This is a genomic window from Bacteroides sp. RTP21281st1_H5_RTP21281_210402 (assembly GCF_040918965.1).
In the GTDB taxonomy this organism is placed as follows: Bacteria; Bacteroidota; Bacteroidia; order Bacteroidales; family Bacteroidaceae; genus Bacteroides; species Bacteroides congonensis.
In genome coordinates, this window is record NZ_JBCOWR010000001.1 from 365,214 (window position 1) to 380,678 (window position 15,465).

The 15,465-nt window shown below is 44.3% G+C and carries 11 protein-coding genes; 10 read left to right on the forward strand and 1 reads right to left on the reverse strand.

Translation table 11 applies throughout. The features are described 5' to 3' along the window. Positions 1 to 92: 92 nt before the first annotated feature. The 5 genes from AB5443_RS01550 to AB5443_RS01570 all read left to right on the forward strand — a co-directional run bounded on the left by AB5443_RS01550 (position 93) and on the right by AB5443_RS01570 (position 7,718). Positions 93 to 2,084 (forward strand): glucosamine-6-phosphate deaminase, encoded by a 1,992-nt coding sequence (locus tag AB5443_RS01550; RefSeq protein WP_022139506.1) that lies wholly within the window; start codon positions 93 to 95, stop codon positions 2,082 to 2,084. Positions 2,085 to 2,210: 126 nt separating this feature from the next. Next, positions 2,211 to 5,120: a xanthan lyase gene (locus tag AB5443_RS01555; protein ID WP_277130806.1), complete on the forward strand. Its 2,910-nt coding sequence runs from the start codon at positions 2,211 to 2,213 to the stop codon at positions 5,118 to 5,120. Positions 5,121 to 5,199: 79 nt separating this feature from the next. Then, entirely contained in the window at positions 5,200 to 5,514 is a 315-nt protein-coding gene (locus tag AB5443_RS01560) for a hypothetical protein (protein ID WP_022139508.1), read from the forward strand. 2 nt (positions 5,515 to 5,516) lie between these two features. Then, complete coding sequence (locus AB5443_RS01565) at positions 5,517 to 5,741, forward strand: sulfurtransferase TusA family protein (RefSeq protein WP_277130809.1); 225 nt, start codon at positions 5,517 to 5,519, stop codon at positions 5,739 to 5,741. Between the two features lie 84 nt (positions 5,742 to 5,825). Next, complete coding sequence (locus AB5443_RS01570) at positions 5,826 to 7,718, forward strand: YgiQ family radical SAM protein (RefSeq protein ID WP_195662569.1); 1,893 nt, start codon at positions 5,826 to 5,828, stop codon at positions 7,716 to 7,718. 18 nt (positions 7,719 to 7,736) lie between these two features. On the opposite strand, the gene mfd is transcribed toward AB5443_RS01570, so the two are convergent. Continuing rightward, positions 7,737 to 11,111, reverse strand: a complete 3,375-nt coding sequence (mfd, locus tag AB5443_RS01575) for a transcription-repair coupling factor (protein WP_277130812.1) — start codon at positions 11,109 to 11,111, stop codon at positions 7,737 to 7,739. 175 nt (positions 11,112 to 11,286) lie between these two features. Between mfd and AB5443_RS01580 the strand changes: the two genes are divergently transcribed. The 5 genes from AB5443_RS01580 (at position 11,287) to AB5443_RS01600 (ending at position 15,461) form a co-directional block, all read left to right on the forward strand. Then, positions 11,287 to 12,030, forward strand: coding sequence for a polyprenol monophosphomannose synthase (locus tag AB5443_RS01580; RefSeq protein ID WP_277130814.1), 744 nt, complete (start codon positions 11,287 to 11,289; stop codon positions 12,028 to 12,030). Beyond that, positions 12,027 to 13,364, forward strand: coding sequence for a dihydroorotase (locus AB5443_RS01585; RefSeq protein ID WP_277130816.1), 1,338 nt, complete (start codon positions 12,027 to 12,029; stop codon positions 13,362 to 13,364). The genes AB5443_RS01580 and AB5443_RS01585 overlap by 4 nt, the downstream gene beginning before the upstream one ends. 24 nt (positions 13,365 to 13,388) lie before the next feature. Continuing rightward, positions 13,389 to 14,300, forward strand: a complete 912-nt coding sequence (locus AB5443_RS01590) for a vitamin B12 dependent-methionine synthase activation domain-containing protein (RefSeq protein WP_277130818.1) — start codon at positions 13,389 to 13,391, stop codon at positions 14,298 to 14,300. A 67-nt stretch (positions 14,301 to 14,367) separates the two neighbouring features. Then, complete coding sequence (locus AB5443_RS01595; protein ID WP_022139515.1) at positions 14,368 to 14,880, forward strand: RNA polymerase sigma factor; 513 nt, start codon at positions 14,368 to 14,370, stop codon at positions 14,878 to 14,880. A gap of 5 nt (positions 14,881 to 14,885) precedes the next feature. Next, on the forward strand, positions 14,886 to 15,461 hold the full coding sequence (locus AB5443_RS01600; protein WP_195406964.1) for a hypothetical protein: 576 nt from the start codon (positions 14,886 to 14,888) through the stop codon (positions 15,459 to 15,461). Positions 15,462 to 15,465 lie beyond the last annotated feature (4 nt).

Below are 15,465 nucleotides of genomic sequence, written 5' to 3' on the forward strand. Positions count from 1 at the left end.
TTGGTAGTTACTAATATAGACTTCTTTTGTATCTTTGTCGTGTAAATACAGTCGTAAGGACGCTAATCTTACATAACTTAATTAACAACTTTATGAAAACAAATCTTAGTTCTCAAATCAGTCTCCACCGGGTCTCCCCCAGATACTACAGACCGGAGAATGCTTTTGAAAAATCAGTCTTGACAAGACTCGAAAAAATTCCCACTGACATTTATGAGTCTGTGGAAGAAGGCGCTAACTACATTGCTCGCGAAATAGCACAGACCATCCGCGAAAAACAAAAGGCAGGACGCTTCTGCGTATTGGCACTTCCTGGTGGTGATTCACCCAGACACGTATATACGGAACTTATCCGCATGCATAAGGAAGAAGGGCTTAGCTTCCGTAACGTGATCGTATTTAATATGTATGAATATTATCCGTTGTCTCCCGATGCAGTCAACAGTAACTTCAATGCTTTGAAGAGTATGTTGTTGGATCATATCGACATCGACAAGCAGAATATATTCACTCCCGATGGAAGCATTGCCAAAGATACCATCTTTGAATATTGCCGTTTGTACGAGCAACGCATCGAAAGCTTCGGCGGTATTGATATTGCCTTGCTGGGTATCGGTCGTGTAGGTAACATCGCATTCAACGAACCGGGTTCCCGCCTGAATTCTACCACGCGTCTGATTTTGCTGGATAATGCATCACGCAATGAAGCAGCCAAGATTTTTGGAACGATGGACAATACTCCGATCAGTTCTATCACGATGGGTGTAGCTACCATTCTCGGTGCAAAGAAGGTTTATCTGCTTGCATGGGGTGAAAACAAGGCAGCCATGATTAAAGAATGTGTGGAAGGCGCAATCACCGATACGATTCCGGCATCTTATCTGCAAACTCACAACAACGCGCATGTAGCTCTCGACCTTTCGGCAGCCATGAACCTGACACGTATCCAACGTCCGTGGCTGGTGACTTCCTGCGAATGGAACGACAAGCTGATCCGTAGCGCCATCGTCTGGTTATGCCAGTTGACAGGCAAGCCTATCTTGAAGTTGACAAATAAAGACTATAACGAAAACGGTTTGAGTGAACTGCTGGCACTTTATGGTTCTGCATACAATGTAAATATCAAGATTTTCAATGACTTGCAGCACACTATCACGGGATGGCCGGGCGGCAAGCCGAATGCTGACGATACTTATCGTCCTGAACGTGCCAAACCTTTCCCGAAACGTGTGATTATCTTCTCTCCGCACCCGGATGATGACGTTATCTCCATGGGTGGAACACTCCGCCGCCTGGTAGAGCAAAAACACGAAGTACATGTAGCTTACGAGACTTCCGGTAATATCGCCGTAGGTGATGAAGAAGTGGTTCGTTTCATGCACTTCATCAACGGTTTCAATCAGATTTTCAATAATAGCGAGGATCAGATCATCAATGAGAAATATACGGAAATACGTAACTTCCTGAAAAATAAGAAAGACGGTGATATGGACAGCCGTGACATTCTGACTATCAAAGGTCTGATTCGCCGTGGTGAAGCCCGCACTGCTTCTTCTTATAATAATATTCCGTTGGATCGCGTGCACTTCCTTGACCTGCCATTCTACGAAACAGGTAAGATTCAGAAAAATCCTATCAGCGAAGCAGACGTGGAAATCGTACGTAACCTGCTCCGTGAAGTGAAGCCTCATCAGATATTCGTAGCCGGTGACCTGGCTGACCCGCATGGTACACACCGTGTATGTACGGATGCCGTATTCGCTGCTATCGACCTCGAGAAAGAAGAAGGCGCCAAATGGCTGAAGGATTGCCGTATCTGGATGTATCGTGGCGCGTGGGCTGAATGGGAAATTGAAAACATCGAAATGGCAGTGCCTATCAGCCCGGAAGAACTTCGTGCAAAACGCAACTCTATCCTGAAACATCAGTCTCAGATGGAAAGCGCCCCGTTCCTGGGTAACGACGAACGTTTGTTCTGGCAACGCAGTGAAGACCGCAACCATGCTACTGCTGTCTTGTACGACCAGTTAGGACTGGCTTCATACGAAGCAATGGAAGCATTCGTAGAGTACATTCCGCTATAAGAGAAAACATTCTTAATTAAGAGAATATAAAACAATGAAAGAAGAGTGGGAAGTTTGGATACTTCTCACTCTTTTTTGTTTATTTTTGCGGGCAATCTGTGATAAATGACCTAAAAGAATTGAATAATGAAAAAAATAATAGTGTTTTTTCTATGCCTTACACTCAGCGTAAATTTCCTTTTTGCGCAGGATATTGAAAGGAATGTAAAAGAACGGTTAACGGATTATTTCGGCAAATATACCGCAGCAGCTAAAATCAGCACTCCCAAACTGAATAGTATCGACATCAATTATGACCGTAAAACGATTGCTGTCTATGCTTCGGAGAGTTTCGCCTATCAACCTTTCCGACCGGAAACCGTAGAAACGATTTATAACCAAGTGAAAGAATTGCTCCCGGGCCCCGTCCATTATTACCGATTGACGATTTATGCGGATGGAAAGCCTATCGAGGAACTGGTTCCTAATTTCTACCGGAACAAGAAAAAGGATAAGGAACGAATGTCCCTGAACGTTGATTACAAAGGAGCTCCCTGGGTGAAAAACATCTCACGGCCTAATGACATTTCACGCGGATTACAAGACCGTCACATCGCAATCTGGCAAAGCCATGGCAACTATTTCAAGAATGACAAGAACGAATGGGGATGGCAACGTCCCCGCCTGTTCTGCACTACAGAAGACTTGTTTACTCAATCTTTCGTTCTGCCCTATGTGATTCCCATGCTAGAGAATGCAGGCGCTATCGTTTATACTCCCCGCGAACGGAACACACAAAAGAATGAAATCATAGTGGACAATGATACGCCCAACGCTTCCCTTTATCTGGAAGTAGGAAGCAAAAAAGCGAAGTGGGCAATGGCTCCTGTAAAAGGATTCGCCCAAAAGAAAAAGATTTATAGGGATGGGGAAAATCCGTTCAGCGACGGTACTTGCCGTTTCATCCCCACCGAAAGAAAGAAAAAGAAGAATAAGGATCAGGCATTTGCCGAATGGGTACCTACCCTGCCGGCAACAGGTGAATATGCCGTTTATGTTTCTTATCAGACATTGCCTAATAGTGTAAGTGACGCCAAGTATCTCGTTTTTCATAATGGCGGAGTTACTGAATTTAAGGTAAATCAAAAAATAGGTGGTGGTACATGGGTATATCTTGGTACTTTTGAATTTGATAAGGGAAATAATGACTATGGAATGGTCATACTAAGTAATGAGAGCAGTGAGCACGGCGTAGTATGTGCCGATGCGGTACGTTTCGGCGGGGGAATGGGAAATATCTCCCGGGGTGGAAAAATCAGCGGACTGCCGCGTTACCTGGAAGGAGCACGTTACTCTGCCCAATGGGCAGGAATGCCATACGATGTATATGCCGGACGCAAAGGTGATAATGATTATGCGGATGATATTAATACACGTTCCAACACTATCAATTACTTATCCGGAGGTTCTGTTTATAATCCGGATCAACCGGGGTTGCGTGTACCGTTGGAAATGACAATGGCATTGCACAGCGATGCAGGATGCAGTAAAACGGATGAACTGATCGGTTCACTCGGCATTTATACCACCGACTTCAATAATGGTAAACTAAATACAGGTACAGACCGATATGCATCGCGCGACTTGGCAGACATTCTGCTGTCACAGATTCAGAAAGATATTCATTCGAGTTATAACCTGCCTTGGACACGCCGGAGTATGTGGAACCGGAATTATAGCGAGACGAGACTTCCCGCCACTCCTTCTACGATTATCGAGTTGCTTTCTCATCAGAACTTTGCAGATATGCAGTTAGGGCATGACCCGAATTTCAAGTTTACCGTAGGACGTGCCATCTATAAAGGTATCTTGCAGTTTGTCACCAGTCAGCATAATAAAGAATATGTGGTACAACCACTGCCTGTGAGCAATTTCGCCATTCGTTTTGGTAAAAAGAAGAATACATTGGAACTTTCATGGAAAGGGGAAGATGATCCGCAAGAACCTACTGCCCGTCCACGGGAATACATTGTATATACACGCATTGGTTATGGCGGCTTTGATAATGGAACATTAGTCAGCAAGCCCTCATACACCGTCAAGATAGAACCGGGACTTGTCTATTCATTTAAAGTAACTGCCGTAAACAGGGGTGGAGAAAGTTTCCCTTCCGAAATTCTCTCCGCATATAAGGCGAAACGGGAACGGGAAAAGGTATTAATCATCAATGGATTTGACAGAATCAGCGGCCCGGCTGTTATTAATACTTTTGATAAGGCGGGATTCGATCTGGAACAAGATCCCGGAGTTCCGTATCTGTCGAATATCTCATTCAGCGGGGCACAGGTAGGATTCGACCGCTCGCAGGCAGGTAAAGAAGGAAAAGGCAGCCTAGGACATAGCGGAAGCGAATTAGAGGGAATGAAAATTGCGGGAAATACGTTTGACTATCCTTTTATTCATGGAAAGGCTATTCAGGCAGCCGGAAAATATAGTTTCGTGTCATGCAGTGATGAAGCAGTAGAAAACGGACTGGTATCACTGGAAGACTATCCGATTGTGGATTATATCCTGGGACTCGAGAAGGAAGATCCTGTAAACAAAGCATATTATAAGACATTTTCTTCGGCCATGCAACGGATTATCACCAGTTATTGCCAGTCGGGCGGCAACTTATTCGTCAGCGGAGCATATGTAGGAAGCGATATGAGCGGCACACAAGGAAATCGGGAGTTTACGGAGAAGATATTGAAATACGGTTATCAGAGCAGTCTGACGGATAAGACTTCGAACCGAATCAATGGACTGGGACGCACGATTACTATTCCACGTGTCCCCAATGAAGATAGCTACGCTGTCCCCGCACCGGATTGCATCGTCCCAGTAGATACTGCTTTTCCGGTATTCACGTATGCTCCCGACAACCAGAGTGCAGGTATCGCTTATAAAGGGAACTACCGCACTTTCGTATTGGGCTTTCCTTTTGAAAGTATCCAGTCGGAAGCTGACCGGGCAACGATTATGGCAGGCATACTGGAATTCTTTATTCAGAAATAAAAAATATCCATTTTTTTAATCTGTTTCTCATTTTAAATTCTATCTTTGCTACTGTAATAACCCTTAAAACTAAAAAACAATGTATACTATACAAGCAAATCCCAGCGGTACACGCAGCATAGAAGTATCTAACGAAAACTTGAGAACAATTGAAAAATATGCACTGTTCCGCCACCTTATTGACAGCACCGGTATTGTGGATGAAAGCGTACTGGACAAGCTGAAACTGAACATCCGTTCTCTTATCGCCAGTCAGGAAGAAGACAGCAAAGACTTGCTGGATCTCTGCATCGACGTGATTTATCACAATAATATGAAGGCATTCGGCTTGCAACAGCTTATCAAGCTCTATCTCACTTGGCTATCCAGTCCGGAAACGGAAGAAGAGGAATAACGATGATTACGATAGATACTCGCGGAACAACAGCTTACAGTCCGCTGATTCCTGCAATAAAAGCCATGTGTGGTGCTTCTCCCGGTGAAATGATAGGGATTATCATGAACCATGCCGACGCATTTCAGGATTTGAAAGAATTTCTTTCTGAGCAAGGTATCGGTTTTCGCGAAATCTACGACGGAGAACAAATGACATTAGAGTTCACAATCAATGAGAAGTTTTGAAAAAATATCCCAATGATTGAAGTTAAACATCCCAATGAATAAAAAAATCATTGGGATGTTTTTTATTATCCGTATCTTTGCGGCATGAAAGAATATCGTTTGACTGACTGGTTACCCACTACTAAGAAAGAAGTGGAACTTCGCGGATGGAATGAATTGGATGTCATTCTCTTCAGCGCGGACGCTTATGTGGATCATCCTTCTTTTGGCGCTGCTGTTATAGGGCGTATTCTCGAAGCGGAAGGTTTGAAAATAGCCATCGTACCTCAACCTAACTGGCGTGATGACTTGCGTGATTTCAAGAAACTGGGACGTCCCCGTCTGTTTTTCGGTATCTCCGGCGGATGCATGGACTCCATGGTAAACAAATATACAGCCAACAAACGACTACGTAGTGAGGATGCTTATACCCCGGACGGTCGCTCGGATATGCGCCCGGACTATCCTTCTACCGTTTACAGTCAAATACTGAAAAGACTTTATCCCGATGTACCTGTTGTCTTGGGCGGTATTGAAGCCAGTTTGAGACGGTTAAGTCATTACGATTATTGGCAAGACAAAGTACAAAAGAGCATATTATGTGAAAGCGGTGCGGATTTACTCATTTACGGAATGGGAGAAAAACCGATTGCGGAGTTAATCCGAAAGATGAAAAGCCTGCTTACCAATGAAGAAACTTCATTGACAAGCAGTAAATTCAAAGCAATCATCGGAACGATTCCACAAACAGCCTACCTTTGCCGTGAGACAGAGTGGACTTCTGCCGAAGATGATCTTCAGCTCTATTCACATGAAGAATGTCTGGCGGATAAGAAAAAACAAGCAAGCAATTTCCGGCATATTGAAGAAGAATCCAATAAATATTCGGCTTCACGTATCACACAAGCTGTCGGGAATAAGATTGTTGTGGTCAATCCGCCATATCCACCTATGAGCCAAGAGGATTTGGATCGTTCTTTCGATTTGCCATATACCCGCATGCCGCATCCTAAATATAAAGGCAAGCGGATTCCGGCTTATGATATGATTAAGTTTTCCATTAATATCCATCGGGGATGCTTCGGTGGCTGTGCTTTCTGTACTATTTCCGCACATCAGGGAAAGTTCATCGTCAGCCGTAGCAAAGAGTCTATTCTGAAAGAAGTAAAAGAGGTTATCCAGTTACCGGACTTCAAAGGATATTTAAGTGACCTGGGTGGCCCTTCGGCTAATATGTATCAGATGAAAGGGAAAGATGAATCTATTTGCAAGAAATGCAAACGCCCGTCATGTATTCATCCGAAAGTTTGTCCGAATCTAAACTCCGATCATCGCCCGTTACTGGATATTTATCATGCGGTAGATGCTTTGCCCGGCATTAAGAAATCCTTTATCGGCAGTGGAGTACGCTATGATTTGTTACTTCATCAAAGTAAAGACCCTGAAACGAATCGCAGTACTGCTGAATATACTCGCGAACTGATTATCAATCACGTTAGTGGGCGTCTGAAAGTGGCTCCCGAACATACCAGTGACCGTGTATTATCCATTATGCGCAAACCATCTTTCGAACAGTTTACAACATTCAAGAAAATATTCGACCGTATTAACAGAGAGGAAAATCTGCGTCAGCAACTGATTCCTTACTTCATTTCTTCGCATCCGGGTTGTAAGGAAGAAGATATGGCGGAACTTGCCGTTATCACCAAGCAACTAGACTTTCATTTGGAACAAGTGCAGGACTTCACTCCTACTCCGATGACAGTAGCTACCGAAGCATGGTATACCGGTTTTCATCCATACACGTTAGAACCGATATTCAGTGCTAAAACCCAACGGGAGAAACTTTCTCAACGTCAGTTTTTCTTTTGGTATAAACCGGAAGAACGGAAGAACATCATTAATGAGTTGAGACGGATTGGACGTTCTGACTTAATAGATAAATTATATGGAAAAGGGAAAGAAGTAGTACAAAACAAAATCAGAGGTAAAAGATAAATAGCCAGAACCGCCTGTCTATTCCTCTTTTACCGGCAATGCCACAATCTCCTGCAACACACTGACTGCTGTCTCTACATTCGATACATCCTTAATCAGCATACTCCGTTTTCCATTTTGCTCGCGAAGATCACATCGGCGTGTATATTTCATCATATAGTCTATCACCTTACCGAATGCCTGGCTCTGATAGAACGGACTATCCGGGTTGGACACAAAGAACAGGGTCATGCGTCCGCCTTTCAGGAATATTTTTTCCGCTCCCAAACGTGCAGCCAAGCGACGGAGAGGAACGATACGCAGTAACTCTTGTGTTTCCGGTGGAACAGGGCCGAAACGGTCTTCCAGTCGGGAACGGAAGGCATCTACCTCCTTGTCTAATGTCAGACCATCCAGTTCGCGATAGAGTAACATGCGTTCGCTGCTACCGGTTACATAATTGGCAGGCAACAAAAGTTCGAGATCGCTTTCCACCTGACATTCATCAACAAATCCTTCACCACTAATCTGTCCTTCGCTTTTGATTTCATCTGCATACAAATCTGCAAATTCGTCGTTCTTCAGTTCATGGACAGCTTCGGAAAGAATCTTCTGATAAGTCTCATATCCCAAGTCGGCTACGAATCCACTTTGTTCCGCACCGAGCAGATTTCCTGCTCCACGAATATCCAGATCTTGCATGGCAATATGGATACCACTGCCGAGGTCACTAAAGTTTTCAATCGCCTGAAGTCGGCGTTTTCCTTCTGTCGTAAGACTGCTCAATGGCGGAGCCAACAGATAGCAGAAGGCTTTCTTATTGCTACGCCCCACTCGTCCACGCATTTGGTGAAGGTCACTCAATCCAAAATTCTGGGCTTGATTGATGATGATCGTATTGGCATTCGGAATATCAATACCACTTTCAATGATAGTTGTCGCCAGAAGTACATCATAATCATAGTTGACAAAGTCTAAAATGATTTTCTCCAGTTGCGACGGTTCCATCTGCCCATGTCCGATTGCTACACGGCAATCCGGGATATGACGTTCGATCATCGCTTTTAATTCCGGCAGATTGGCGATTCTGTTATTGACAAAGAAAACCTGACCGTTACGGCTCATTTCAAAATTAATCGCATCTGTGATTACTTCTTCATTGAAGGTGTGCACTTCGGTCTGAATCGGGTAACGGTTGGGTGGCGGCGTGGAAATAACACTCAAGTCGCGTGCTCCCATTAATGAGAATTGAAGGGTGCGGGGAATCGGGGTGGCGGTCATTGTCAATGTATCTACATTCACTTTTAGCTGACGCAGCTTCTCCTTTACAGAAACTCCGAATTTCTGTTCCTCGTCAACAATCAGCAGTCCCAGGTCCTTAAACTGGACATCTTTTCCCAAAATACGATGCGTACCTATAAGGATACCGATTTCCCCGTCTTTCAATCCTTTCAGAACCGCTTTGGATTGTGCGGCCGTACGTGCGCGACTTAGATAATCTACCCGGCAAGGCAATCCTTTGAGACGTTCGCGGAATGTCTGGAAATGCTGGTAGGCAAGGACTGTTGTCGGCACCAGGACAGCTACCTGTTTATTATCGGCTACCGCTTTGAAGGCGGCACGGATAGCAACCTCTGTTTTACCGAAACCTACGTCTCCACAAACCAAACGGTCCATCGGACGGTCACTTTCCATATCCGCCTTGACCTCGACAGTCGCCTTACTCTGATCCGGTGTGTCTTCATAAATAAAAGATGCTTCCAACTCACGTTGTAAGAAGCTGTCGGGACTATAGGAAAATCCTTTTTCCTGCCGACGTTGCGAATACAGCTTAATCAAATCACGGGCAATATCCTTTATCTTGCTCTTTGTGCGTTCTTTCAGCTTCTCCCATGCACCCGTGCCCAATTTATTCAATCGCGGAGCTTCGCCTTCCTTGCCTTTATATTTAGAAACCTTATGCAGGGAATGAATAGAAACAAATACCACATCTTCATTCTGAAAGACCAGCTTCAGAACTTCCTGCGTAGTATCTCCATTCGGAATACGTACCAAACCTGAGAAACGTCCGATACCATGATCCGTATGAACGACATAATCGCCTGGAGTGAACTGGTTCAATTCTTTCAAAGAAAGAGCCACTTTTCCCGAACGTGCTTTATCACTCTTCAGATTATATTTATGGAAACGGTCGAACAACTGATGGTCTGTAAAGATACAGAGCCGTAAAGTGTTATCTACAAATCCTTCGTGAATGGTACGTTCAACAGCGGTGAATTGTATCTTGTCACCGCGATCCTCAAAAATAACCCTGATACGATCCGTCTGTTTCATACTGTCGCTACAGATGTAAAGCGAATATCCTTTCTCCAGATAATCTTTGAAAGAACCTGCTACCAAATCGAAATTCTTATGAAAGATAGGTTGGGCGGAAGTGCTGAAAGTGATACTGGCATTCGGCGTACCGGTCGGCTTATTACCAAATTCCAATCGGCGGAAATCAAGTGCACGTACCGTAAATTCACTGCCGTCTATCAACTTTCCTTCCAATGTAATCCCCCCGTTCTCTTCGGCTTCCTGAACAGCTATCGCCTGCGGCGTCAACGCATCATCATGCACCACCTGTATCCGTTCACGCAACCAAAGGAAATCACGCATTGCCAAAGTCGTATCTTCCGGAATAAAATCAAGGAAAGAAGTAGTCACATCACCTGTCACAGCCAAATCAGGCACAATAGACACCCCGTCTTTTTTTTCACGGGATAACTGGGTTTCCACTTCAAAGGTACGGATGCTCTCTACTTCATCGCCAAAGAAGTCGATACGATAGGGATATTCCGAAGCAAAAGAGAAGACGTCGATAATGCTGCCGCGAACAGCGTATTGTCCCGGTTCATAGACATAATCCACATATTCAAAACCGTAGCTATGCAGAACATCCGTTATAAAAGTAGTATCTACCTTCTCGCCTACGTTCAGTTTCAATGTTTTATTGCTCAACTCTTTGCGGGACACGACTTTCTCCGCCAACGCATCCGGATAAGTTACGATACACAATCCCTTCTCCCCTTTCTGCAGGCGGCTAAGTACTTCCGTACGAAGAATCTCATTCGCTGCGTCTTTCTGCCCATATTTGATGGAACGACGAAAGGAAGAGGGAAAGAAAAGTACCGTCTCCGCACCTAATATCTGCGTCAGGTCGTGATAGAAATATCCGGCTTCTTCAAGATCACCTAAAATAAACACAAACGGGCAACCACCCTCTTGCACCAATACAGAAGAAAAAAGGGAAGCAGCAGATGCACACAGTCCACCACAAAAGATAGTTTGAACAGAAGTGTCCTTCAACAAGCGCTTCATAACTGCCGTATTGGGGTGGGCAGCATATTGTTGTTGCAACTCAGTTATTGTCATACCTATTAAGAATTTCACCGCAAAAGTACAAAAAATAATGGGAGTATATACTCAAAGGTTGGAAGTATTATAAAGGGAGATTCCCAATGAAATATAGCACACGTTAAATTTTCCTTAGTTCATCTATAACTAAAGGAAAAGAGCTACTTTTGTTTCTAAATTTTATAGTATCTATATGCAAACATCGGATAGCATCGTAATTATCCCCACCTATAATGAACGGGAGAACATAGAAAATATCATCCGTGCCGTTTTCGGACTTCCCAAAGTATTCCATATTCTGGTAATAGAAGACGGTTCCCCGGACGGAACGGCAAATATAGTCAAAACCTTGCAACAAGAATTTCCCGAACGTATTTTCATGATTGAACGTAAAGGGAAACTGGGACTGGGAACCGCCTATATCACCGGTTTCAAATGGGCACTGGAGCATACCTACAAATATATCTTCGAAATGGATGCCGACTTCAGCCATAACCCGAACGACCTTCCCCGTCTGTATCAGGCTTGCTCGGAACAAGACGGAGATGTGTCTATCGGCTCCCGTTATGTCAGCGGAGTGAACGTAGTGAACTGGCCGATGGGACGGGTACTGATGTCCTATTTCGCATCCAAATATGTGAGATTCATCACAGGCATTCCCGTACACGATACCACTGCCGGATTCGTCTGTTACCGTCGCCAGGTATTGGAAACGATTGATTTAGACCATATCCGCTTCAAAGGATATGCTTTTCAGATTGAAATGAAATTCACCGCTTATAAATGTGGTTTCAAAATCATCGAAGTTCCCGTTATCTTCATCAATCGCGAACTGGGTACTTCCAAGATGAACAGCAGCATCTTCGGAGAAGCCATATTCGGTGTGATTAAATTAAAAACAAATAGTTGGTTCCATAAATTCCCGCAAAAGAAATGAAACGTACACTGATTCAAAATGCCGTTATTGTCAACGAAGGAAGAAAAGTACTGGGTTCGGTTGTTATCGAAGACGAGAAAATCGCCGAAATTTTGGCAGGCGACGAGAAAACAACCGCGCCTTGTGACGAAATCATAGATGCAACCGGATGTTACCTGTTACCGGGCGCCATCGACGAACATGTACATTTCCGTGATCCGGGACTGACTCATAAGGCAGATATTACCACAGAAAGCCATGCCGCGGCAGCCGGTGGCGTCACTTCCATCATGGATATGCCGAATACCAATCCGCAGACAACCACTTTGGAAGCCCTGAATGAGAAACTTGCTTTATTGGGCGAGAAGTCGTCGGTCAACTATTCTTGCTACTTCGGAGCGACCAATAATAACTACACCCAGTTTGCGCAACTGGACAAGCACCGCGTTTGTGGCGTGAAATTGTTTATGGGTTCGAGCACCGGAAATATGTTGGTAGACCGCATGGCCAGCCTGCGTAATATATTCGGTGGAACCGATTTGCTTATCGCCGCCCATTGCGAAGACCAGGGAATCATCAAAGAAAATACGGATAAATATAAAAAAGAATACGGAGACGATGTACCGTTGGCTCTCCATCCGCTTCTCCGCTCAGAAGAGGCCTGCTACCGTTCTTCCGAACTAGCTGTGAAACTGGCACATGAAACTAACGCGCGTCTGCATATCATGCATATCTCCACCGCTAAAGAATTGAGCCTGTTCTCCAACGCTCCTTTGGCACAAAAGAGGATTACGGCAGAAGCCTGCGTTTCCCATCTACTCTTTACAGAAAAAGATTATCAGACATTGGGGGCGCGTATCAAATGTAACCCTGCCATCAAGACAGCCGAAGACCGGAAAGCATTGCAGGAAGCAGTCAATAACGGTCTTATTGACGCTATTGCAACAGATCATGCTCCACACTTGCTCAGTGAGAAAGAGGGAGGAGCTCTGAAAGCCATGTCCGGTATGCCGATGATTCAGTTCTCATTAGTCAGTATGCTTGAATTAGTTGACAAGGGGGTATTTACCATTGAAAAAATGGTAGAAAAGATGGCTCACGCACCTGCGCAAATGTACGAAATACAAAATCGCGGATTCATTCGTAAAGGTTATCAGGCAGACCTTGTTTTGGTACGTCCTGACAATAAGTGGACAGTAACAACTGACTGTATTTTAAGTAAATGTAAATGGAGCCCGTTGGAAGGTCATACCTTCAACTGGAAAGTGGAGAAAACATTTGCAAACGGACATCTGTTATATAACAACGGAGAGATAGACGAAACTTATCGCGGACAAGAGTTAAGATTCAGATAAATTACAATTCGTCACTGATAGCCTATGAGTAGTACTGTTATATCTTACAAAATACATAACGTCACCCCATACATCAACTGGATTTACTTCTTCCATGCATGGGGCTTCCAACCACGCTTTGCAGCCATCGCCAACATTCATGGATGTGATTCCTGTCGTGCCATGTGGCTGGCCAGCTTCCCCGAAGAAGAGCGTAGCAAAGCCGCCGAAGCCATGCAATTATTCAAAGAAGCCAACCGGATGCTGGACGTGCTCGACCGTGACTATGAAGTAAAAACAATCTTCAAACTCTGCAAGGCAAATTCCGATGGAGATAACCTGTTGATTGAAAAGGAAGAAGGACGGTTCATCACCTTCCCCTTGCTTCGCCAACAAACGCCTAAAAAGGACGGTAGTCCCTTTGTTTGTTTAAGCGACTTTATTCGTCCGTTATCTTCCGGCATCCCGGATACCATCGGTGCTTTTGCTTCTTCTATCGACGCAGATATGGAAGGACTGTATGAGCAGGATCCATATAAGCATTTACTCGTCCAAACCCTCTCCGACCGCCTTGCGGAAGCGGCTACGGAAAAGATGCATGAGTATGTACGAAAAGAAGCATGGGGATATGCCAAGGATGAAAATTTAGGTATGGCAGATTTGCTGGTTGAGAAATACCAGGGAATCCGTCCGGCAGTCGGTTATCCTTCTTTGCCGGATCAATCCGTCAACTTCCTGTTGGATGAGCTCTTAGATATGAAACAGATAGGTATTTCGCTGACTGAAAACGGAGCAATGTATCCTCACGCATCCGTTTGCGGACTGATGTTCGCTCACCCGGCAGCCGAATATTTCTCTGTCGGCAAAATTGGTGAAGACCAACTCGAAGATTATGCCCGTCGCCGGGGAAAGAGTGTGGAAGAAATCCGTAAATTCCTGGCAGCCAATTTACAATAGCTTCCGTTTACTGTGATTTTCCTCCTTTTCTCACGACTAACTAACCAAAAAAGCAACCTTAAACTCCATGAGAGAACGAGCAACAGAGGCAAATAACCCCATTGAGCAAGAGTTCTTGTCGGTCATCCGCGAATATGAGCGGGTTATCTACAAAGTATGCTATCTGTATGCCAATCCGAACGCTCCTCTCAACGATCTCTATCAGGATGTGATACTGAACATTTGGAAAGCTTTTCCCAAATTCAGAAAAGAGTGTAAGATTTCGACATGGATTTACCGTATTGCTCTCAACACTTGTATCAGTTTTTATCGTAAAGAGAAAAATGTACCGGAAATCGTCAGCCTTACCCATGAGATTGACTGGACAAGCGAAGCACACGACCCGATCAATGAAATGCTGAAACAGCTCTACCGGATGATTAACCAACTGGGACAACTCGACAAATCAATCATCCTGCTTTATCTCGAAGATAAAAGTTATGAGGAAATCGCAGAAATCACCGGACTAACCGTGACGAATGTAGCGACCAAGCTAAGCCGTATCAAAGACAAACTTAAACGAATGAAAAAGGAGGAATAAGATATATGGAACTGGAAGAACTGAAAAAATCCTGGAATGCCCTCGATGAGCACTTGAAAGACAAGGAGCTTATCAAGGAAGAAGAGCTTTCGAAGCTGATAGGACATGCCGATAAAGGTATCCATGCCATTGCCAACCTGAATATCAAGCTGATCCTGATTTCTCTGCCGGTATTAATATTGTTTTTAGCGGAAGTATTATTGCACAACCGTTTGAATCCAATCTATATCATCATTCTTCTTGCCTGGATTCCGGCACTTTGTTGGGACATCGTCACCACCCGTTTTCTCCAACGGACTCAAATAGACGAAATGCCGCTTGTGGAGGTGATTGGTCGTGTCAACCGTATCCATCGGTGGACTATCAGAGAACGATTGTTTGCCATTATCTTTCTTCTGATATTGGCAGTACTTTCATTCATTTATTGGCAAGTATGGCAATATGGAATCGGTATGATGCTCTTTTTCTTTTTGTTATGGGGTGGCGGACTTGGCTTGATCCTATGGATTTATCGTAAGAAATTCCTTAACCGTATCCACGAAATCAAAAAGAACTTGAGCGAATTAAATGAATTGATATAAAAAA

Excerpts from the sequence above, each read along its gene's own strand:
- AB5443_RS01550 (WP_022139506.1), top strand. The coding sequence starts at position 93 with ATGAAAACAAATCTTAGTTCTCAAATCAGTCTCCACCGGGTCTCCCCC.
- AB5443_RS01555 (WP_277130806.1), top strand. The coding sequence starts at position 2,211 with ATGAAAAAAATAATAGTGTTTTTTCTATGCCTTACACTCAGCGTAAAT.
- AB5443_RS01560 (WP_022139508.1), top strand. The coding sequence starts at position 5,200 with ATGTATACTATACAAGCAAATCCCAGCGGTACACGCAGCATAGAAGTA.
- AB5443_RS01565 (WP_277130809.1), top strand. The coding sequence starts at position 5,517 with ATGATTACGATAGATACTCGCGGAACAACAGCTTACAGTCCGCTGATT.
- AB5443_RS01570 (WP_195662569.1), top strand. The coding sequence starts at position 5,826 with ATGAAAGAATATCGTTTGACTGACTGGTTACCCACTACTAAGAAAGAA.
- mfd (WP_277130812.1), bottom strand. The coding sequence starts at position 11,111 with ATGACAATAACTGAGTTGCAACAACAATATGCTGCCCACCCCAATACG.
- AB5443_RS01580 (WP_277130814.1), top strand. The coding sequence starts at position 11,287 with ATGCAAACATCGGATAGCATCGTAATTATCCCCACCTATAATGAACGG.
- AB5443_RS01585 (WP_277130816.1), top strand. The coding sequence starts at position 12,027 with ATGAAACGTACACTGATTCAAAATGCCGTTATTGTCAACGAAGGAAGA.
- AB5443_RS01590 (WP_277130818.1), top strand. The coding sequence starts at position 13,389 with ATGAGTAGTACTGTTATATCTTACAAAATACATAACGTCACCCCATAC.
- AB5443_RS01595 (WP_022139515.1), top strand. The coding sequence starts at position 14,368 with ATGAGAGAACGAGCAACAGAGGCAAATAACCCCATTGAGCAAGAGTTC.
- AB5443_RS01600 (WP_195406964.1), top strand. The coding sequence starts at position 14,886 with ATGGAACTGGAAGAACTGAAAAAATCCTGGAATGCCCTCGATGAGCAC.